This is a genomic window from Pseudoalteromonas sp. BDTF-M6 (assembly GCF_018334135.1).
Taxonomy (GTDB): domain Bacteria; phylum Pseudomonadota; class Gammaproteobacteria; order Enterobacterales; family Alteromonadaceae; genus Pseudoalteromonas.
This window is the reverse complement of record NZ_JAGXTQ010000006.1, coordinates 48,467-69,841: the sequence shown is the minus strand read 5'-3', so window position 1 is coordinate 69,841 and position 21,375 is coordinate 48,467. Positions and strand designations below refer to the sequence as shown.

Genomic DNA, 21,375 nt, shown 5'->3' with positions numbered 1-21,375 from the left:
CTTATTTGCCTCCCGCCAGGGCTTTCACCCAGGGGCGATGTTGTTCGCTTTTTAGGATTTCTGTTTTCAGGCGAATTAGCGTCACCGCACCTAGGAAGCCGGCAAAACCAAGGATATTAATCATCAAGGGCCAGAACATGCTCGGGTCAATGGCCGAGGTATCGAATTTGGTGATGGTGGCGCCCTGATGCAGGGTATTCCACCACTCTACCGAGAAATGAATAATCGGCAGATTAACCACGCCAACCAAAGCAAGAATAGACGCCGCCTTACCCCCGGCGCGCTTATCTTCAAAGGCATGATAAAGAGACATCACACCCAGGTATAAAAACAACAGAATCAACTCTGAGGTCAAACGGGCATCCCACACCCACCAGGCACCCCACATGGGTTTACCCCAGGCGGCACCGGTCAACAGCGCAATCACAGTCATGGCCGCGCCTACCGGCGCAATGGCAATCACCGCCAGCTGGGCATTGCGAATTTGCCACACCAGGGCCACCAAGGCAGCGATGGCCATGGACGAATACGCCCCCATGGACCAAATAGCCGACGGCACATGGATAAAGATTATGCGATAGCTGTCTTTTTGTTGGTAGTCAGCAGGCGCAAAGGCCAGCCCCCATACCCAACCCACCAGGATGCCAAGCACGGCAACCACGGCAAAATAGGGTAGCAGGGTGTTACACAACTGATAGGCTCTTTCGGCCTTAGCGTAGGGATGTAACCACTTCCACATTAGTTAATACTCACTTTCAATGCTGATGAAACGGCAATAGGCGCAAGCACGATAGCGACCGCTAAAAATGCGCCTAAAATCGCAAGCTGGCCGCCATAAGCCAGGGACATACTGGCGGTATCGATGGCGGAGGTCGCGAAAATTAATACGGGTATATAGAGCGGCAGGACCAAAAGACTTAATAGTACCCCACCCTTTTGCAGGCCCACGGTAAGCCCGGCACCAATGGCGCCAATCAAGCTCAGCAGCGGCGTGCCGATCAGCAGGGTCAGCATCATGGCGCTCAGAGCCTGCGATTGTAAATTCATCAAAAGCGCGAACAGTGGCGCTAAAATAACCATGGGCAACCCAGTGACCGTCCAGTGTGCCGCCACCTTAGCCGAAACGCTCAACGACAGCGGAAAAGGCGACAACATCAGTTGCTCCAAGGTGCCGTCCAAGTAATCGTCGCGAAAGAGCTTGTCCAGACCCAACATGGTCGCCAATAAGGCCGCCACCCAGATAATCCCAGGCGCCATGCGCGCCAGTAGATTGGGCTCGGGACCAATGCCCAGCGGAAACAAGGTGATAACGATTAAAAAGAACAATAACGGATTGATAATGTCACTGCGCTGGCGAAACGCCAGACGAACATCTTTTTTATACACACTGGCCCACACGCGCCAATAAGAATGATTCTGTGCTATCAAATGCGATACTCCAGCTGCAACTTGATAAGCTTATCAAAGTGCGTGGTGAGGTCCTGGTGGCTAGTTAGCAAAATTGCCCCGCCAGTGGCCAGATGCTCGGCAAAACGCTGCTGCAGCAGTTGCACGCCTTTTTTGTCCACCGCGGTGAAGGGCTCATCCAACAACCACAGGGGCGCGCGATTTAACCATAAACGCGCCAGGGCCACACGGCGCTGCTGCCCAGCAGAAAGCTGACGCACCGGCACATCTTCAAGACCAACCAGACCCAGGTCGGCAAGCACCTCGTAGAGATCTAAGCCGCTTTCGAGACCATGGGTATTAAGCCAAAACTGACAATTTTCTAAGGCATTAAGCGCAGTGTTCACGCCGGTTTTATGACCGATAAACAGCACATTCTCGGCGTACTCGTCATAATTACGACCAATACACTGCTGGTTAAATTTTACTTGCCCCTGCATAGGCTCGGCGAAGCCCGCTAAAATACGTAATAGCGAGGTTTTTCCGGCCCCGTTAGGGCCTTCTAACTGCATGATCTCACCCGACTTTAGGTTAAAACTCAGGTCTTCGAACAAACATCGCTCTTGCTTTATACAAGTGACTGCGTCAACGTGTAGCACAAACAGGGTTTCTCAATGCTTAAAATTGGGCGATAGTCTACCATAATGCTAAGCTAATGCGAAAAATTGCAGGCAAAACTTTGATCTCGTGCAGGGGGGAATATGTCGGGTCCATTTGCCCCTTTAACTAACCAGGCTTCGGCGCTGGAAATGACCGTTTCGAACGCGGCTAAACCGCAGGAGCAACTCCCCCAAGAGCGCCTCTTGGCGGCCCGTAACATTCGCATTGAACCCCAGCAGATAAGCATGGAAGTGCGTGTGCAGGGACATTGGCAAAGCACCACCTTGACACTCAGCCCCCCGCAACCCCAGCTTGCAGGCCTGCGCCTGGAAAGCGCCGAAATCCGCCTGGGTGTCAATGGCCAGTTGCAGCTACGCCCAAGCGAGATCAGCCTTAATGTCGATAAAGCCCAGTTGCTATATCAGCTAGTGTCAGCCTTGGCGGCGCCAAAAAACTCAGGGACGACGGCGCAAACACTCCAACTCGCCGCTTACCTCGATAATCAGGGTCGTATCCAATTACCGCAATTGGCAGCCAGCCTGCAAATCAATAATGCCACCTTGGCCTTGCTCGGTGAAGGCACACAAGCGCTGGCGGTGGAGCTTAGTCTGGCGCAAGGGCAATCACGGATACAGGCACACCTAGTGCTAAATAATCAAACCCGCCTGCCCCTCCCCTTAGCCGATAATAAACTGATGCAATGGCTGGTCAACAGTGCGCCGAGACTGGAATTAACGCCGCAGACAAGCACGCCTGGCAGCCCGACGGCCCAGTCGCTGGCGCAGCTGTTACTGACGCTTGCCCATGGCCAGCAAACGCCTTTGACCCAAGTGGTGCTGCGCCAAGGCGAAGTCGCTTTGCTGCAGGGGCAACCCCAGCCGGTCATGGCTAAATTGGATAACAGCGGCCAATTACAACTGCAACTGCAGCCTCCCAGCCTGCGCCTAAACACCCAGGTACCGACGCTCGCTGGCGCTAAGGCCCCAATGCCGGACTCGGGCGAGCTAACGGCAACTCCCCCGACCACGGCCACCGGAGCAAATGCCAAAGCAAATACACTCAAAACACAGCTTCTGCCGCAGGTGCTCAGTTGGCAGGCGGCCCTGTATAACAAGCTTATGGGCGCGGCACTGCAGGATAAGTCCCACGCTTTGCCCCCATCCCTGTTGCAAAGCCATGCCAAGGGCTTGTTAACCCCCCTGCTGCAAGTCTCGCCAATGCATCCCTTGCCCGAAACAGGCCAGGAGCAAAGGCCCCTGCGCAGCGCCATGCCCGTGGTGCCAAACCAAGTGCGCCAACAGGCGCCCCTGCTGGCACTGATAGTGCAAATGCAAGGCTTGGTCAGGGTCAGTATTCCCGCTCACCCCTCGTCTGGCCTAATGCTGCCCGGCTCTCAATCTCAACTCCAACCTGGGCCCGTAAAGGATACGACTTCTTCAGCGAGCTTGTCGGCACACGTTCAGTCAAACAAGGTCGCGGCGCTAACGCCCTTGCCCTTAACCCAAACCCTGACGCAAACGCTGCAAAAATTGCTAACACCGGGCCAGCAGCTGCGTCATCATTTGACCCAACTCGACACTCAGCTTATGCAGGCGCCGAAGGAGCTGCAACAGCTGGTCAATCAGGCCTTCGCCAAAATGATAGGACCACATACACCCAGCGTGCAAAATGCGACGCAAATTCGCGCCCAACTGCAACCCTGGACCCTGTCACCACAGCAGTGGCAAAGCTCGCTCAGTGCCAGGCTCGATCAGCTGGTGACCGCCTTGGTGGCGGCGCCAATTTCCGATGCCCCTGGCAACGTTACCCAGGCTGTGCCACAGGCTGTACCAAAGACCAACAATGGCTTACTCCCCCTGTTGCAACTCTTGCTTGGTAACAGCGGAAAAGGCCCGGAACAACAACTGCGTGCGGATAATCTGCTGCAACAATTGCAATCTCCGGCGGCGCAGGCGCTGATTGATGAGCTGGCCCCCATACAACAGCAGATGACCCCCCAACTTAGCGCCCAGCTTAGTACTCAACCCGGCACACAGACTCAGGTCGCGCAGCAAGATAGTAATGCCTTGGTGCAGCTGTTATTACCCATGCGCCTGCCACCGGATGTCGGGCACAGCGAACTGACGCTGGGGCGTTATCAAAAAAAGAATAATCAAGGGGAAACGCATGAGGTGTGGTTTGTGCGCATGCAGTTCGATTACGGTAAACAGGGTGAGCTCAGCGTGCAGGCACAACTGAGCCAACAGCAGCTTAACTGTGCCCTTAAGGCCGGCTCCCATGCCCTAAGCGAATTGGCGCAGCAACACAGCGAAGACTTAAGGCGCAACCTGCAGCAGCACGGCTTATCCGTGCCCGCCATTGAGGTGCAACAAGTCAGCGAACAACAGGCGCGCCGGTGGCAAGCATTCTATCGCCGCCACAGCATAGTGAATCTAAAGGTGTAGTCATGAAGCATAACGAGCAACGCAGTGCCATTGGCCTGCTTTACCAAGAAGGCAGCGCGCCTCATGTCAGCGCCAAGGGTTTCGGTGAGCTGGCCCAGCAGATAATCAATGCCGCCGAGCAACAGGGAATTTTAATTCATCAGGATAAGGAGCTGGCGAACACCTTGGCCGCCTTGCAACAAGGGCAAGAGATCCCGCCGGAGCTCTATTATGTGATAGCCGAGCTTATCGCTTTTTCCTACGTGTTACGGGGAAAGTATCCGCCGGGGTGGCAGAACTTTAGCAATAAGCTCAATATCAAAGCCTAGTTTTTTTGATGCAGAGAGAAAAGCAGTTCAGCTTCCGCCAACGGTAGTTCACATTCACGCATCACCTCATCGAGTGGTGCACCAAGTTCAATCATTTTTACCGCCCGTGAATACAACTTGGCCTGGGGATCCGCATCTTTAAAGCTATGCTGTTGCTGCGCCAGCTCCTCGGTTCTGCCTTGCAGATGCTGGACATGGTTGGCAATATTTTCAACCGCGGTGCGCACCTCGGCAATTTCGGCGCGCAGAATTTGGGTTTGATCTTGCCCCTGATCGGCGTGAGCCAATTGCGAAAGCAGGCGCTCATGACCGGCGTGCAGTCGCGTCAAACGCAGCCATAAGATCACCACAGCCACCGCCAGGAGCAAAATCACACCGGCGCCAATCAGCATAGAAGTTGTCAGTTCGTTCATTGCTTACAGGTTACTCAGCTCATCCCACTCATCGTCATTGAGCAGTTTATTCAAATCGACCAAGATCAATAACTCACCATCGCGATTAGAGACTCCTTGAATAAACTTGGCGCTTTCATCTGTGCCGATATTCGGCGCACTGTCGATATCCGAGCTGCGCAGATAGACCACTTCCGCCACCGAGTCGACCAAAATGCCGATCACCTGCTTTTCCGCCTCAATAATCACGATACGTGATTGCTCGGTAACCTCGGCATCCACCAGGCCAAAGCGGGCACGGGTATCAATCACGGTAACCACATTGCCGCGCAGATTAATGATCCCAAGCACATAATTGGGCGCACCAGGCACAGGAGCAATGTCGGTATAACGCAGCACTTCTTGCACCTGCATTACGTTAATACCATAGGTTTCTTCCTGCAGACGGAAGGTCACCCATTGCAACACCTCATCACTACTGTCGACATCATGTGCTGAGACTTGTCTCTGTTCGCTCATACTTGGCTCCATTTAAAATTGGCCGTCACAGTAACGGCCAAACTGGCATATATAGTTGATACTTTTATTGCGCCTGACTATCGAGTCCCTGCTCTAGCAGCAGCTGTAAGTTTTCGACATCGATTAAAGCACACATTTTTTCTTTTATAACGCCGGCCAACCAGGGTCTTTTACCATGACTTTGCCGCCATTTTACGTCTTCGCTTTTTAGCGTGACGTTGTTGATAAGGGTTTCAGCGCTCAGTCCCCACTGGGATTCTCCGAGCATAATCACGTACTTGTAGTTTAATGCCTGTTGTAATTGTTTGTCATATTTTTCTGGCATCACCCAACGGGCGGTATCAACCACATTAATTTTCTCATCCCGGTTTAACATCACCCCGCTAAACCACTCGGGCTTACCGAACAATTGATTCAGCTCGGTGCGCTGATGAATGCCGCCGAGGGATTTTAGCGGTACCGCCAGGGTTAAACCGGCCACCTCGAAAAACAAGGCCTGAAACTCGCCCTGCATATATTGCTCGCGCGCCGCCTGCGGGGCTCGTAATGGCGTTTCCTCGGCGTTATTTTCCTGCGGCTTTAGTAAGGGGTTTGCCGCTGGCTCGCTCAAAGGTTCGGATGAAGTCGCGAGTGCAAGCTCCGCCGAAGGCACTGGCGAAGCTTCGGGCACGGGTGACACCGCTTTGGCCTGGGTTGGTTCGGCAACCGGCATAGGCGTCACTTCCTGTACCTGCTCCTGTTGGGTCACCTGCGGCGCCGGTGGCTCTTGAAGCTGTGGGCGCGGCTGCGACCTGAGCTCCACCTGCGCCAATAATTGCGCCACGGCACTCATGGCCAGCTCTTCTTGCGCCATTGGCGACAAGGGGTTATGAGGTTTGGCCTTGGCGACTTGCTTGGCTATTTTCGGCTGCGGCTCTCGAGGCGTTTGCTGTGGTTCCTCAAAGGAGTCTTCCTGCAGCAGGGCATCGAGGTATTGGCGCATAACCTGATCGTTCGTTCCGCTCATTTGCGCCCTTCCCGCTGTTGTAGGTAGTCAAGCAAATGGCGGTAGGCCTGCACCCCACGAGCCTTGCTGAAATGCTTACTGGGCACCTGCTGTGCCAAGCTGGCATCGCGGAATTTAGTGTCTATGGGGATCACCCCGGGCCAGACATTGTCGCCATAGCTGGCCTGCAACTGTTTATAGGCCACCAAAGACGCCTTGGTGCGCTTATCAAACATGGTTGCCACCACAGTATATTTGTAGGCTATGCCGGGGGCATCGCCACTCCCCTTAGGGGCGGCGCTCATTTGCATCAGCTCCATGGTGCGCATCATGCGTTCCAGGCCCTTAAGGGCCAAAAATTCGGTTTGCACCGGCACTAAAACATGCTCGCTGGCGGCCAAGGCATTGACCATCAACACCCCAAGCACGGGAGGGCAATCTAAAATGGCATAATCATAGTCATCCGTTATCTTCGCCAGCACCTTTTTAAGGATCAGCCCCATGCCGCTTTGCGTGCCCATGCTTCTGTCCAAGGTGGCAATGGCCATGGTGGCCGGCAGGATATCGATATTATCGACCCCGGATGGACACAAGGCCTGCAGGATTTCTTCTCTTTGCATTTCCTTGCCGCGGGAAAATACATCATAAGCGCTGATTTCGATGCGCTCAGAGTCAATGCCAAAGTAATAGGTCAAAGACGCGTGCGGATCGGTGTCGATAAGCAAGACGCGCTTACCCTGCTCCGCCAGCAATCCGGCCAAGGCCACCGAGGTAGTGGTTTTCCCAACGCCGCCTTTTTGGTTCGCCACAGTCCAAACTTTCATTGCTCGTTATCCTCGCTGCGCGTGGTAATGCGAATGCCGCCATGGGGAAGCTGTATAATTTTAATGCTGTTATCTTGTCCCGGCCTATGAATTTCCTGCTCTGTCTGCTTGCCTTGAGGCTGAGCTGTTAGTGATGCTTCAGGTGAAGCCTGTGGCACAGCCTGTGGCACAGCCTTTGGCTCCGGCAGGGCGTACTTGGAGATGGCAATCACCACCTTACGATTTTTTGCCCGTCCTTGTGCAGTGCCGTTATCGGCAAAGGGGCTGTATTGGCCATAGCCTTCAAGGGCCATACGCTCGGGGACTATCTGCTCCTGCTGCAACTGCTTGACCACCGCCGCGGCACGGGCCGCCGACAGCTGCCAGTTGGAGCTGAATAATTCGTTATTAATACTCTGGTCGTCGGTGTAGCCACGAATACGCAGGTAATTACGCTGTGGCGCTAACACCTGGGCAATACGGGCGATCACCGCTTCGGCTTGGTGAGTCACGGTGGCACTGGCGCTGGCAAAGACCATGGCGGAATTCATTTCTATGGTAAGCCAGTCCTGATCGAGCTGTAACTGTGCATCGCCCTGGCGTATCTCTTTAAGCAAGGTGTTGGTGAGCTCATCGACCAGGCGCTCCAATGGCTCGCCCAACTGCTGCTGCGGCAGCTGAGTCACATCACCGTGCTCGGGTAACAGGTGGTGGCTGGCCTGACGCTCCCTTTGCAGGCTTTGACCATACAAGAGGGCCTCATTGGCCGGCAGGGGTTGGGTCAGTAACCCCTCGGCGGCGGCGCCGGTGTCATCACTGGCGGGGGCCTGAGTCGCCTTGGTGAAGATCTGCTCCAAGGATTGCGAAAACACCTTGAACTGCTCGTCTTTATGATTGATGGCTATGGCGTACAGCACCACAAACAAGGCAAACATAATGGTCATATAGTCGGCGTAAGACACCAACCACCTATGGGTATGTTGTGATGCTTTTGCTTGAGCTCGACGGTGGCGCAGACGCATAGGGCTAGTATCCTGAACTCACATGACGCTCGGCAATATAGGCCTCTAGCTTTAGCTCAATATTGGCCGGCGTTTCACCCGTGTGCATGGCCACTATGCCCTCAGCGATAAGCTCGTGATAAAGCATCTTTTCTTCAATCACCTGCTTAAGCTTATTGGCAACCGGCAGTAACAGCAGGTTAGCCAGGCCGACACCGTAAATGGTGGCCAAAAACGCGGTGGCGACACCGGCTCCGAGCTGCTGTGGTTCGGTGATATAAGCCATGGCCTGAATTAAGCCCAACACGGCGCCCAAGATGCCTATGGTCGGGGCATAACCGCCCATGGCCTCGTACACCCTGGCGGCATCAAGCAAGCGCTCGCGCTCCAAGGTCAGTTCGATATCCAGGGTATCGCGCAAACGCTGTTCCTGGGTGCCGTCGATAAGCAAGCTTAGGCCCTTGGCCGCGTAGGGGTCTTGTGTTGCCAGGGCATATTCTTCCAAAGCCAAATAGCCTTTTTGTCTGGCCGTACTGGTCCATTCCTTGACCTGCTCAATACCCGCTTCCATATCGTAACGGGGCGGCGTAAAGACCCATTTAAAAATTTCCAGTGCCTTTTTAAATATGGGGAGCTGGGACTGCAACATGACCGCACCGAGCGTGCCACCGACCACGATAAGCAGCGCCGGCAGATTGATAAGGGCACTGACCACACCGCCCTCCAGGCTGTAACCCAGGGTGATGGCCCCAAGGGCAACAATAAGACCGAGTAGGGAGAGCTTATCCATTGCCCACCTCCTTGATTAAATGGCTGGCAACGTCCTCGAGCGCCAACTGATGATCATGCAAACCGGCACTGACAATGGCCTGCGGCATGCCATAGACCACGCAGGACTCTTCATCCTGAGCCCATACCCTGGCGCCGTATTGCTTTAACATGCGCGCCCCTTCACGACCGTCGGCGCCCATCCCGGTCAGCACTATGGCCAGCACATCGCCGCCAAATTGCTTGGCGCTGCTGGCAAAGGTGACATCGACGCTGGGTTTATAGGTGATTCTCGGGTTGTCATCGGCAAACACCTTGAGTCTGGGTGAGGTGGCGCGAGGGTCAAACATCATTTGCTGACCACCGGGGGCCAGGTAGGCGGTGCCGGGTTTTAACATGTCGCCCTGCTCAGCCTCTTTCACCTCTATGTTACAAAGGTTGTTTAAACGCTGAGCAAAAGCCGGCGTAAAGGCTGAGGGCATATGCTGTACCAGTAAAATAGGCAGCGAAAAATTTCGGGGTAACTGGGTTAAAATACTCTGCAGTGCGACCGGACCGCCGGTTGAGGTGCCGATCACCACCAGGCGATAGTTTTTGCCCGTCGCCCGATAGCTAGTGGGACGAGGATGCGGGCTCAAACCTGGTTCGTTTTGCACCTTGGGCTGAGCCGTTACTGCCGGCGCAGGCGCCGACCCCGAGCGTGCACCGCTGCGCAGCGCTGTGGTAGCCGTCGAAGTTGCTGTTGCAGTTGCACTCGCAGATGCAGTCGTTGCCAAGGGGGGACGACGCCAGCGCATTAAGCGACGACGCCCCAGTTCTTTCACCTTACGCTGCAATACAGCCACGGCTTCATCGTTATTGCGGGCGATGTCCTCGAATTTTTTTGGTAAAAAGTCGAGCGCTCCCGCATCGAGGGCATCCAGGGTGGCACTGGCCCCTTCGCGCGTCAGAGAGGAGAACATCAGGATAGGCGTGGGGGTCTTCGCCATGATCTGTTTAACCGCCGAGATCCCATCAAGCACCGGCATTTCCACATCCATGGTGATCACATCCGGACGCAAGGCCGCGGCTTTGGTTACCGCATCGGCCCCATTGACGGCGGTGTCTATGACCTCGATATCGCTATCGGCAGCAAGAATTTCGCTGACACGGCGGCGAAAAAAACTCGAATCATCAACAATCAGAACTTTTACAGGCATGGGCCACTCACCTAGTTTACGCTGGACCGGCCAGCATAGTGTTTTAACATGCTCGGCACGTCGAGGATAAGGGCAATGCCGCCATCTGAGGTAATGGTCGCACCAGCCATACCTGGTGTCCCCTGCAATAAGGCATCCAGAGGCTTAATAACCACCTCTTCCTGACCAATCAGAGAGTCGACCACAAAACCCACCTGCTGGGTACCAATTTGCACTATCACCACATGGCCCTTTGCCTTGCGCTGCGAGCTGTCGGCTCCCTTAACCAGCCAGTGCTCCAAGTAGAACAAGGGCAAGGCCTTATCACGAACGATAATGGTCAACTGGCCATCAACCACATTGGTCTTGGTTAAATCGAGGTGGAAGATTTCGTTGACCGCCGCAAGCGGCAGGGCAAAGGTTTGCTCGCCCACCACCACCATCAGGGTCGGTAATATCGCCAGGGTCAGGGGCACTTTGATGTCTAAGCGGGTACCCACACCCAGTTGCGATTCGATATTAATGGTGCCGTTAAGCTGGCTGATCTTGGTTTTCACCACATCCATGCCAACGCCACGGCCGGAAATATCGGAGATTTGTTCCTTGGTTGAAAAACCCGGCGCAAAAATCAGGTTATAGGCCTCATTATCGCTTAAACGGGCGGCCTGATCGGCGTCCAGTACGCCCTTGTTGATGGCGATATTTTTCAGCTTTTCAGCGTCCATTCCGGCGCCATCATCTTGAATACTTAAGAGAATATGGTCCCCTTCCTGGGAGGCCGAAAGCTTCACCAAGCCGGTACGGGGCTTACCCGCTTGCTCGCGCACAGCGGGCATTTCGATACCGTGGTCGACGGAGTTGCGTACCAGGTGCACCAAGGGATCGGCCAGGGCTTCGACCAGGTTTTTATCGAGATCCGTATCTTCGCCTTCCAATATCAGGGAGATATCTTTTTGCAGACTGCGAGCTAGGTCTCGTACCACCCGAGGGAAACGACCAAACACCTTTTTAATTGGCTGCATGCGGGTGGCCATCACCGCCCCTTGCAGATCGGCGGTCACCACATCCAGGTTGGAAATGGCTTTACCCATGTCTTCGCTATTGCTGCTATTGGCCAGGGTCAGCAGGCGGTTACGTACCAGCACCAGCTCGCCAACCATGTTCATAATCTGATCCAAGCGCTTGGTATCGACGCGCACCGTGGTTTCGGCGGCGGGCGCCGCGGCTTTAGCCGCCGGCTTGCTGACCGGCTTGCTGACCGGCTTCTCGGCGGGCTTACCGACGGGCTGACCATTTGCATTGCCAATAACCTGGCCTGTTGGCTGACCTGCAGGCTGGCCAACGGGTTGACTGGTGGGCTGAACTTGTGGTTTTTGTACCGCCGCACTGCTATCGCTGGCCGGTTGGCTTGGCGTTACTGAAACTGCGGACGCGGCCTGGCTTGTGGCGGCTGGCGGGCTTGGTATCGCCGTAGGGCCATTGCCTTTGCCATGAAGCTCATCGAGTAAGGCGTCAAATTCGTCCTCACTGATTTCCTCATCGTCGTCGGCGCTGGCCACTGCAGCCGTCTCTTCTGCGACTTTTTTATCGGCTGATGCTGTTACAGATGTGGTCGCAGATGCGGTTGCTGAGCCGGAGCCTAATACACCAAAACTGCCGGGGCCGTGCAATTCGTCAAGTAAGGCATCGAATTCATCATCGGTAATATCTTCATCGCCCTCGGGGGCTCCCTCGGTGACCCCCCCGGAGAACCCTGAAAGATTGCTATCTGTGCTGGCTTCCTCGGTCATTGAGGTCTCGGCCCCCGGGCCTTTACCTACTCCATGTAACTCATCAAGTAAGGCATCAAATTCGTCTTCACTGATTTCATCAATAGCCGAGTTGGACTCATCATTAAAGGCTATCGGGGTATCCTCGATAGCCATAGATTCAGCCACTGACACTGCCGTGGTCTCCACGACAGGAACAACAACGGGTGCAGATGTAGCAAGGGCTTCACCGGGTGCTTCCGGCTCACTTAATTGATGTAAAATAGCTAACAGTTCGGGGTCGGCGGGCTCGGGTTGAGCACGCAGCTGAATTTGCGCGAACATCTCGTTAATGGTGTCCAGCGCTTGCAAGATCACATCCATCAACTCGGCTGTAACGCGACGTTGCCCCTGACGCAGAATATCAAAGACGTTTTCGGCACCATGGCAGGCATCAACCAACTCATTCATGGCCAGGAAGCCGGCACCGCCTTTCACTGTGTGGAAACCACGGAAGATGGCGTTAAGTAGATCCTTATCTTCGGGATTATTTTCCAGCTCCACCAATTGCTCAGACAGCTGTTCTAATATTTCACCCGCTTCGACGAGAAAGTCCTGCAAAATATCTTCATCTACTTCAAAGCTCATGCAACCGCACTCCTGTTAGAATCCCAGGCTCGACAACAAGTCGTCGACCTCGTCCTGGCTTGATACCACATCATCACGAGATTCTTTATCAATAATGGGCCCTTCAGGGCCTTCGCCGTTGACCTTAATGGCCACTTGTTCTTTTTCTAATAGCTCGCCTTCTTCAGCACCGAAGACGGTCAGCAGGTGGATCAAGCTGTCTTCCACTTCACGAACCAGTTCGATAACCCGGCGGATCACCTGACCGGTCAAGTCCTGGTAGTCTTGCGCCAACAACACATTGTTAAGCAAAGCGTGCAGCTCCAAGGTACTGCTCTGCGAGCGCCCCATAAAGCCGTCAAGCTGATGGCACAGCTGCTTAAACTCGCCCAACTGCAAGTCTCGGCGCATCAGCTTATCCCAGCTGGGTTTGATCTGATGCAGGTCGGTGGACAAGCGCTCGGCAATGGGCAGGCTGGCTTCCACCGCATCCATGGTTTTATTGGCCGCCTGCTCGGTCATTTCCATAACATAATTTAGACGCTGTTTGGCGTCTGGAATGGCTTCGTTGGTCAAGTCTGAAAGGCGGGTATCCAGCTGAAAATTTTTCAGTGATTCATGCAGTTGGCGCGTGAGTTTTCCCACCTCGGCAAACAGCTCGGATTGCTCCTTCGAGGCCGCATCCAAGATCAATTGGTCGGCTTTTTCCTGTTCGCCCTGTTCCAAGAACGCGACAAGCTGCTTGGCCTGCTCCAGGGTAATATGAGGTGCAGCGGGCGCTGACATAAACCTCTCCTTCTTTTTTAACCTAAGCGTTCAAACACTTTTTCCAGCTTGGTTTTCAAGGTCGCGGCGGTAAACGGCTTAACAATGTAACCATTCACACCGGCCTGGGCGGCGGCAATAATTTGCTCTTTCTTGGCTTCGGCGGTCACCATTAATACGGGTAGGTGCTTGAGTCGCTCGTCGGCGCGAATGGCGCGCAACAGGTCAATACCTTGCATGCCCGGCATATTCCAATCGGTGACCACAAAATCGAAGTCCTGATTTTGCAGCATAGGGAGCGCCGTGCTGCCATCGTCTGCCTCTTGCACATTGGTGAAGCCTAAATCACGCAATAGATTTTTAATGATTCTTCTCATAGTGGAAAAGTCATCAACCACGAGAATTTTCATGTTCTTATCCAAAGTATCCTCCAGTGAGGTCTAAACCCGCTTTACTTACTACTAATTGATCCAGTCGCTGATCTTGGCTCTAAGCTTGATCATCGCCTGGCTATGTATTTGGCTCACACGCGACTCGCTAACCTCGAGTATGTGCCCTATTTCTTTTAAGTTCATTTCATCGTTGTAGTACAACGACAGTACCAAGGCGTCGCGCTCGGGCAACGACTTGATCGCCGCAACCAAAGCGGCATTAAATCGTTCGTTATGCATGCTGGCAAAGGGGCGGCTGAGCTGTTCTTGTTCATGCTCACCGCCACCGCCGATAACGTCTTCATCGACGCCCAGATCTTCGATGCCAATGACCTTGGCGCAATTAACATCGTTTAAAATCGTATGATATTCCTCGAGTGAAATATCCAGCTTTTGAGCGACTTCGGCATCTTTTGGCTCGCGTCCCAAGGCCCGTTCCAAATCGTGAATAGCCTGCGCTATGGCACGGCTATGGCGGTGCAATGAGCGTGGCGCCCAGTCACCACGACGAATTTCATCGAGCATGGCACCACGAATACGAATGCCGGCAAAGGTTTCAAAGCTGGCACCCTTGCTGCCATCGAAGTTTTTCGAGGCTTCGATAAGCCCTATCATTCCCGATTGAATGAGATCGTCCAATTGCACGCTGGCGGGCAAACGCGCCAAAAGATGGCAGGCGATACGCTTAACTAATGCAGCATGGCGCTCCACCAAAGAACTTAACTGCTGTTGCTGTTGATACCCTGCGACCCTATTCATAGCCGTCCTAAACCGTTAGCCGCCTACGAGCTTTTCAATAAAGAATTCTAAGTGTCCCGAAGGATGGTTTGGCAACGGCCATTGCCAGGCCTTGTTGGCCAGGCTCTTCAACGACACCGAGGCCGGAGAGTTAGGGAATAAATCAACCACGGCTTTTTGGCGGCGCGTGGCTTTACGCATGTTTTCGTCATAGGGCACGGTGGCAACCAGTTCCAGTGAGACATCGAGGAAGCGATCGGTGACCTTGGACAGCTTGGCGAACAGATCTTGACCCTCGCGCAGGCTGCGTACCATATTAGCAACGATTTTAAATTTGTAGACACCATGCTCGCGGCTAAGCACCTTGATCAAGGCATAGGCATCGGTAATGGAGGTCGGCTCATCACAGACCACCACCACCACATCCTGCGAGGCGCGCGAAAAGCTTAGGACCATGTCGGAAATACCGGCCGCGGTATCGACAATCAGCACGTCATAATCGTTATCGAGCTCGCTAAAGGCACGGATCAGACCCGCATGCTCGGCGGGGCTTAGTTCCACCATGCTCTGGGCTCCCGAAGAAGCGGGAGCGATATGGATGCCGGCGGGACCTTCAACCAGGATGTCGCGCAGGTGACACTCACCATTGAGGACATGCGACAGGTTTTTTTCCACTCGCAAGCCAAGCATCACGTCGCAATTGGCCAGCCCCAGATCGGCATCAAGCACTAAAACCCGCTTTCCTTGTTGGCCCATAGCAATGGCCATATTCAGGGAAACATTGGTTTTACCCACACCGCCTTTGCCGCCGGTTACGGCGATTACTTTTACGCCTTGACTATTATTCTGATTCATTCTGCGAAGGCCGCTTGCCTGATCCAAGATGGTGTTAATCATACATTCCTACTGCTGGTGACGCTACCGTCTGACGCCCTGCTGGAGCCTGTGCTGCTTGCGCTTTTTGGCGTTTTATAAACAATTGCTCAGCCTTTCTCACCATTTTTTCCGAGTTTGCAACCCGGATATCTTCTGGCACGCGCTGACCGTTAGTAAGATACCCTATTGGCAGGCGATTTTGAATCGCTACACTAATAATCTCACCCAAACTTAGACTTTCATCAAGCTTAGTGAAAATACAGCCACTTAGGTCGACCTTTTGGAAGTGTTTTATGGCTTCTTGCAACACTTCGCGCTGGGCGGTGGCACTGAGTACCAGGTAGCTGCGGATCTCAACCGCGGCGCTGCGCATCAGGGTATTTAACTGCTCGCTTAAACGCAGATCGCGCTGGCTCATACCGGCGGTGTCAATTAACACCAGGCGCTTATTGCGTAACTGAAATAAGGTATCGGCCAATTCGCTGGCATCTTTAACTTGTTTTACCGGACAACCGATAATTCGCCCATAGGTCGCCAATTGCTCGAAGGCGCCGATACGGTAGGTATCCGTGGTGATCAAGGCCACCTGATCGGCACCGTATCTCTGCGCCCCCAGGGCCGCCAGTTTAGCCACCGTTGTGGTTTTACCAACACCTGTGGGTCCCACCAAGGCATAGACGCCGCCATGGCGTAAAATCTCGTTGCCCGTGGTGTGCATATGCTTATGCATCATTTCCATCACTCCCTGCCAGGCTTGCTGACGGGAAACGTCATCGGGCACATAACGCACCAACTGCTCGGCCACCTTGGCATCGATACCCATGCCTTGCAGACGCTCGATAAAACAGGCGCGGGTCGGGTCTCGACGGGCACGGTCTTGTGACAGCAAGCCCGATACCTGATGTTCCAGCAATTGGCGAATGGCATTCATTTCGTCACGCATGGCGGTGATTTCATCCTGCTCGGCCTTGGTGCTCGGAGCGAAGTCATCTAAGTCATCACCGTCCAGGTCATCACCCAGATGTTGGGCGGGCATTCTTGGTTCCGGACGCTGTGATGGCGCATGCGGTTGTTGCACCCGCGGTTGCACACGCGGTTGCATATCTGATTCTGCCGGGGCGTAGTGCGACGCTGGCTGCTGCACCTGCTGCTGCCCTGACTGCTGCCCTGACTGCTGCAAATCGATGCCGGATTGCGAAAACATATCCGCCAGGGCGGCATTTTTCGGTTGTGGATTTTGACGCTCTAACAAAGCCTGCAAGGAGTCGGCCACCGGCGTGTGTTCGCGCTCTTGTTGGCTATGGACGCGGGCACCGTGATTATATGGTTGCAGTACGCGCGGCTGCACCCGCGGCTGCACCCGTGGTTGTTCGGTTTGCTGAGTTTGAGTATTCGATGCGACAGCATTCGATACGACAGTATTCGATGCGACAGTATTCGGCTGGGCAGGCACCGCATTAGGACGCTCATGATCGATGGCGGCGACGATTTCAACACCATCGGCGAGCTTTTTATTCGACATGATCACCGCGTCGGCGCCAAGTTCATCCTTTACTTCTTTTAATGCGCTGCGCATGTCTTTAGCAAAAAAGCGTTTAATTTTCATAAGTTCACCCTTTAAGCAACGGCCTGGCCATTGGTTTATTGCTGTCCTACGGAGCTAACGATCTTAATTTGACGCTCATCGGGGACTTCCTGATAGGACATCACCCTAAGGCCTGGAATGGTGTATTTAACAAAGCGTGATAACACCGTTCGCAGCATTCCAGAGGTCAATAAGATGGAAGGTTCACCGGCCATTTCCTGGTTCTGGTGAGCTTCACTGAGCGACGCTTGTAGTCGCTCGGCAAGGCCTGGTTCGATACCGGCACCTTCATCTCCTGCGTTCTGAAGTGACTTATGCAACATCTGTTCCAACTCAGGCGCCAATGTTATGACAGGAATTTCCGGGCTTGCGCCCACCGCGTCTTGTACTATTAATCGACGTAACGAAATACGCACCGCCGCGGTTAAAACATCCGGGTCCTGGCTGCGTGGGCCATACTCCACCAGGGTCTGAACTATGGTGCGCATATCGCGAATAGCGACCCCTTCGTTAAGCAGGTTTTGCAACACCTTCACCACGGTCGTCAGCGGCAAGACCTCGGGCACCAGGCCCTCTACCAGGCGGGGGTGACTCTTGGCCAGCATGTCGAGCAGGCTCTGTACTTCTTCATGACCCAGCAGCAGTGCGGCATTGTTAGTAAGTAACTGGCTGATATGGGTGGCGACCACGGTGGCAGCATCCACCACCGTGTAACCCAGGGATTGGGCTTCGTCTTTTTGTTCCGGCTTAATCCACACAGCATCCAGGCCAAAGGCCGGATCCTTGGTGGCTATGCCATTGACCGGGCCAAAAACCTGACCTGGGTTAATGGCCAGCTCAGAGCCATTGCTCAGTTCACCGTCACCGCTGGATACGCCCATCAGGGTAATGCGATAGGCATTGGGGTCGAGCTCCAGGTTATCGCGGATATGCACCGGCGGCACCAAAAAGCCAAATTCTTGCGACAGCTTTTTACGCACCCCTTTAATGCGGCTCAACAGCTCACCACCTTGGGCCTGATCCACAAGGGGGATCAAGCGATAGCCCACTTCCAGGCCCACCACATCCACCTGCTGTACGTCATCCCAGCCCAACTCCTTGGGCTCGTCACGCGCCGCCACTTGGGTGCCCGCCCCCTGCGCCGCCAGCTGTTGCTCTTGCAACTCGGCCTCGCGCGCCTGTTTTTGTGATAAATACGCAATAAAACCTAGCAAGGCACCCAGACCTAAAAAGGCCAAATGGGGCATGCCCGGGACCAGACCCATGGTGACCAAGATACCGCAGGCGATCCACAGCGCCTTGTCGTTGCCCAACTGGCTTTTAACCTGCTCGCCCATGTTGTGCGACTCGTTTTGTCGGGTCACTACGATGGCGGTGCCGATTGACAGTAATAGCGAAGGTAATTGCGCTACCAGGCCATCCCCTATGGTAAGCAGGGTATAGACTTCCATGGCCTGACCAAAGCTGAGGTCATGCTGGATCATGCCGACAAACAAGCCGCCGACTATGTTGATGATCAAAATAACAATACCGGCGATGGCATCGCCTTTTACGAACTTACTGGCACCGTCCATGGAGCCGTAGAAATCCGCCTCGCGGGTCACCTCTTCACGGCGCTCACGGGCTTGCTCGGCGCTGATAAAGCCAGCATTTAAGTCCGCGTCTATGGCCATTTGCTTACCCGGCATGGCGTCCAGGGTAAAACGCGCTGACACCTCGGAGATGCGCCCGGCACCCTTGGTGATCACCACAAAGTTGATAATGATAAGAATTAAGAAGACCACCAGGCCGACCGCATAGTTACCACCGATCACCACGGAGCCAAAGGCTTCAATTACCTTACCGGCGGCGTCGCCGCCTTGGTGACCTTCGAGCAGCACCACTCGGGTACTGGCGACATTCAGGGCCAGGCGCATGATGGTGGCGACCAAAAGCACCGCCGGGAACATACCAAAGTCCAAGGGTTTTAAGGTGTAGACGGTCACCAGCAGCACAACCAGGGCCAAAGCGATATTAAAGGAGAAAAGAATATCGAGCAGAAACGGCGGCATGGGTAAGACCACCATGGCCAATGCGGCCAGCACTAATAAAGGCGTACCTACGCCCTTGGCATATTCTTTTTTATCGCGATTAAGCTGGGTTAAAACGGCCTTGAAATCCATAAATGCGCACAGCAATAAATTGACACTGGGGGCATTAAAGCAAGGAGCAGGCCAGCTTTAAAAGTTACGCTTTAGCGGGCCTAATACTGATAGTCATCTGGGATGGGGAGGTGTTCACTCAGCTTGGTCGGTCTGCGGCCACGGCCCTTTTGGAAGCGCTTCAACTGATAGACATAGGCCAGCACCTGGGCCACCGCGGTAAAGAGCTGTTCCGGCACCTGCTCGCCCACCTCTGTGGTGTGAAACAGCGCCCGGGTCAACACCGGCGACTCCACCAGGGGCACATCATTGCCCTGAGCGACCTTACGTATTTGCATCGCCAGTTCATCGCCGCCCTTGGCCACCATAATTGGCGCTCCGGCCTTGTCGGTATCGTATTTCAGCGCCACCGAATAGTGGGTCGGGTTGGTGACCACCACGTCGGCGTCGGGGACATCCTGCATCATGCGTCGCTGCGACATTTCCCTTTGGGTGCGGCGAATACGCGCCTTGATCTGCGGATCACCCTCTGAGTTTTTATACTCGTCCTTGACCTCTTGCAGGGTCATTTTCAGCTGTTTATGGTGATTGTAACTTTGATACGGCGCATCGATGGCCGACACCACCAGCATGGTGCAGCTCAAGGCCAGGAACATCCAGGCGATGATCTCCAGGGCATGGGCGATATTGCCCGGCGTCGATTCTATGCTGAGATGAAGAATTTCATAAAAGTAAATTTTAATTAAAAACACCGCGCAGGATGCCACCAGGGCAAACTTCAACAATGCCTTGACCAATTCCACCGCTGCCTGGGTCCCAAACATGCGTTTAAAGCCTTTTAGCGGTGACAGTTTATTGGCTTTAGGAGCCATGGCCTGCCAGGAAAAGTTAAACCCACCGAGCAGGGTATTGCCGATAAAGGCCGCCAACACTATCACCAGCACAAACATGGCCATGGGATAGAGCAAGGCATCGGCCACCGCGCCCCAGGCGGCAAACATTTTCGAGGTATCATAGGTTTCATTGCGACTGAGGCTAAGCATACGGCCCATCACCAGATGCAGACCGCGGCCAATATCCGGGCCATAAATCAGCAGCGACACCGCCGACATGATCAGCACAAAGGTGGTGCCCAGCTCTTTTGAGCGCGCGATTTGCCCCTTCTTTTTCGCCTCTTGGAGCTTTTTCGGCGTGGGTTCTTCGGTTCTTTCCTGCCCTGAATCTTCAGCCATTTATCCTCCTAAGGGGCACAACCGACCATGGAACACATCAGCTCCACCATGCGCAGCCATTGGGCTTCGAACTGAGCCATAAAATTCCCCAGGGTTGCCCAGATAATGACCAGGCCGGAGACCAGGGTAAAGGGAAAACCGATGGCAAAAATATTAAGCTGTGGCGCGGCACGGGTCATCACCCCGAATGACAGGTTAATCACCAGCATGGCAGTCAAGGGAGCCAGAGCCAGCACCAGGGCCGTGGTAAACATCCAGCCGCCCCAGGTGACAATATCCCAATAATGATCCACCGCCCACCAGGTACCGTCGATAGGCACGGCGATAAAGCTGTGCACTATCATTTGGATCATCATCAAGTGGCCGTTAAAAACGAAAAACAGCAAGGTGCTGAGGATCAGGTAAAACTGACCCACAGCGGGGACGCTGAGGCCATTGGCCGGGTCGACCACGGAGGCAAAACCCAAACCGGTTTGCATCGCCAGAATTTGCCCCGCCAAAATAAAGGTATTGAGCAGCAGCTGAGAGGCAAAGCCCATGGCCACGCCAATGAGTATTTGCTGCAGCACCACCAGGATCATTTCCGCCGAGAAGAGGTTGGTAAATTGCGCCGGCGGCAACACGGGCACGGCGACAAAGGCAATCACCAGGGCCAGGCCCAGCTTAACCCGGGCGGGCACATTGCGGGCGCCGATACCGGCCATTACCATCAGCATGGCGGCAATGCGCACCAAGGGAAGTAAGTAGTCACTTAGCCACTGAAGTATAACGGCAAAGGGGTATTCCAT

Annotated in this window: 21 protein-coding genes; 2 read left to right on the top strand and 19 right to left on the bottom strand. The window is 54.3% G+C overall.

The window, feature by feature from the left end:
* Window position 1 precedes the first annotated feature (1 nt).
* Genes KD147_RS13930 through ccmA form a run of 3 tightly spaced genes read right to left on the bottom strand, consistent with a single transcriptional unit; the run spans window position 2 to window position 2,045 of the window.
* Entirely contained in the window at window positions 2-739 is a 738-nt protein-coding gene (locus KD147_RS13930; RefSeq protein ID WP_105190497.1) for a heme ABC transporter permease, read from the bottom strand.
* Entirely contained in the window at window positions 739-1,425 is a 687-nt protein-coding gene (gene ccmB, locus KD147_RS13925; protein ID WP_105255193.1) for a heme exporter protein CcmB, read from the bottom strand. Before ccmB ends, KD147_RS13930 begins: the two co-directional genes overlap by 1 nt.
* Window positions 1,425-2,045 carry a cytochrome c biogenesis heme-transporting ATPase CcmA gene (ccmA, locus tag KD147_RS13920; protein WP_105254970.1) on the bottom strand — a complete coding sequence of 207 codons (621 nt, stop codon included), beginning with the start codon at window positions 2,043-2,045 and terminating at the stop codon, window positions 1,425-1,427. The genes ccmB and ccmA overlap by 1 nt, the downstream gene beginning before the upstream one ends.
* Window positions 2,046-2,147: 102 nt before the next feature.
* Here ccmA and KD147_RS13915 point away from each other — a divergent pair, with 102 nt between their 5' ends.
* A complete protein-coding gene (locus KD147_RS13915; RefSeq protein WP_212548256.1) occupies window positions 2,148-4,490 on the top strand; it encodes a flagellar hook-length control protein FliK in 2,343 nt (780 codons plus the stop codon).
* A 2-nt stretch (window positions 4,491-4,492) separates the two neighbouring features.
* Complete coding sequence (locus KD147_RS13910) at window positions 4,493-4,798, top strand: EscU/YscU/HrcU family type III secretion system export apparatus switch protein (RefSeq protein ID WP_105254968.1); 306 nt, start codon at window positions 4,493-4,495, stop codon at window positions 4,796-4,798.
* Here KD147_RS13910 and KD147_RS13905 read toward each other — a convergent pair.
* The 16 genes from KD147_RS13905 to fliR form a co-directional block, all read right to left on the bottom strand.
* Entirely contained in the window at window positions 4,795-5,211 is a 417-nt protein-coding gene (locus KD147_RS13905; protein WP_249319315.1) for a DUF2802 domain-containing protein, read from the bottom strand. The genes KD147_RS13910 and KD147_RS13905 overlap by 4 nt on opposite strands.
* Before the next feature lie 3 nt (window positions 5,212-5,214).
* Window positions 5,215-5,709 (bottom strand): chemotaxis protein CheW, encoded by a 495-nt coding sequence (locus KD147_RS13900; protein ID WP_105254966.1) that lies wholly within the window; start codon window positions 5,707-5,709, stop codon window positions 5,215-5,217.
* Window positions 5,710-5,773: 64 nt separating this feature from the next.
* Window positions 5,774-6,715: a chemotaxis protein CheW gene (locus tag KD147_RS13895; protein ID WP_234399159.1), complete on the bottom strand. Its 942-nt coding sequence runs from the start codon at window positions 6,713-6,715 to the stop codon at window positions 5,774-5,776.
* Window positions 6,712-7,518 (bottom strand): ParA family protein, encoded by an 807-nt coding sequence (locus tag KD147_RS13890; RefSeq protein WP_105254965.1) that lies wholly within the window; start codon window positions 7,516-7,518, stop codon window positions 6,712-6,714. The genes KD147_RS13895 and KD147_RS13890 overlap by 4 nt, the downstream gene beginning before the upstream one ends.
* On the bottom strand, window positions 7,515-8,519 hold the full coding sequence (locus tag KD147_RS13885) for an OmpA family protein (RefSeq protein ID WP_212548255.1): 1,005 nt from the start codon (window positions 8,517-8,519) through the stop codon (window positions 7,515-7,517). The genes KD147_RS13890 and KD147_RS13885 overlap by 4 nt, the downstream gene beginning before the upstream one ends.
* A 4-nt stretch (window positions 8,520-8,523) precedes the next feature.
* Complete coding sequence (locus KD147_RS13880; protein ID WP_212548253.1) at window positions 8,524-9,288, bottom strand: flagellar motor protein; 765 nt, start codon at window positions 9,286-9,288, stop codon at window positions 8,524-8,526.
* Entirely contained in the window at window positions 9,281-10,465 is a 1,185-nt protein-coding gene (locus tag KD147_RS13875) for a protein-glutamate methylesterase/protein-glutamine glutaminase (RefSeq protein ID WP_212548251.1), read from the bottom strand. Before KD147_RS13875 ends, KD147_RS13880 begins: the two co-directional genes overlap by 8 nt.
* An 11-nt stretch (window positions 10,466-10,476) precedes the next feature.
* Entirely contained in the window at window positions 10,477-12,840 is a 2,364-nt protein-coding gene (locus KD147_RS13870) for a chemotaxis protein CheW (protein ID WP_212548250.1), read from the bottom strand.
* 15 nt (window positions 12,841-12,855) lie between these two features.
* The gene (locus KD147_RS13865) at window positions 12,856-13,605 is read right to left on the bottom strand and encodes a protein phosphatase CheZ (RefSeq protein ID WP_105254960.1); all 750 of its coding nucleotides are present in this window, start codon (window positions 13,603-13,605) and stop codon (window positions 12,856-12,858) included.
* Window positions 13,606-13,622: 17 nt separating this feature from the next.
* Complete coding sequence (gene cheY, locus KD147_RS13860) at window positions 13,623-14,006, bottom strand: chemotaxis response regulator CheY (RefSeq protein ID WP_105190508.1); 384 nt, start codon at window positions 14,004-14,006, stop codon at window positions 13,623-13,625.
* Between the two features lie 39 nt (window positions 14,007-14,045).
* On the bottom strand, window positions 14,046-14,774 hold the full coding sequence (locus KD147_RS13855) for an RNA polymerase sigma factor FliA (RefSeq protein WP_212548248.1): 729 nt from the start codon (window positions 14,772-14,774) through the stop codon (window positions 14,046-14,048).
* A gap of 15 nt (window positions 14,775-14,789) precedes the next feature.
* The gene (locus KD147_RS13850) at window positions 14,790-15,650 is read right to left on the bottom strand and encodes a MinD/ParA family protein (RefSeq protein ID WP_105254958.1); all 861 of its coding nucleotides are present in this window, start codon (window positions 15,648-15,650) and stop codon (window positions 14,790-14,792) included.
* A complete protein-coding gene (gene flhF / locus KD147_RS13845) occupies window positions 15,643-17,235 on the bottom strand; it encodes a flagellar biosynthesis GTPase FlhF (RefSeq protein WP_212548246.1) in 1,593 nt (530 codons plus the stop codon). The genes KD147_RS13850 and flhF overlap by 8 nt, the downstream gene beginning before the upstream one ends.
* A gap of 35 nt (window positions 17,236-17,270) precedes the next feature.
* Window positions 17,271-19,376, bottom strand: a complete 2,106-nt coding sequence (gene flhA / locus KD147_RS13840) for a flagellar biosynthesis protein FlhA (RefSeq protein ID WP_212548245.1) — start codon at window positions 19,374-19,376, stop codon at window positions 17,271-17,273.
* Between the two features lie 80 nt (window positions 19,377-19,456).
* The gene (flhB, locus tag KD147_RS13835; protein ID WP_105190513.1) at window positions 19,457-20,587 is read right to left on the bottom strand and encodes a flagellar biosynthesis protein FlhB; all 1,131 of its coding nucleotides are present in this window, start codon (window positions 20,585-20,587) and stop codon (window positions 19,457-19,459) included.
* Between the two features lie 8 nt (window positions 20,588-20,595).
* Window positions 20,596-21,375, bottom strand: coding sequence for a flagellar biosynthetic protein FliR (gene fliR, locus KD147_RS13830; protein WP_105190514.1), 780 nt, complete (start codon window positions 21,373-21,375; stop codon window positions 20,596-20,598).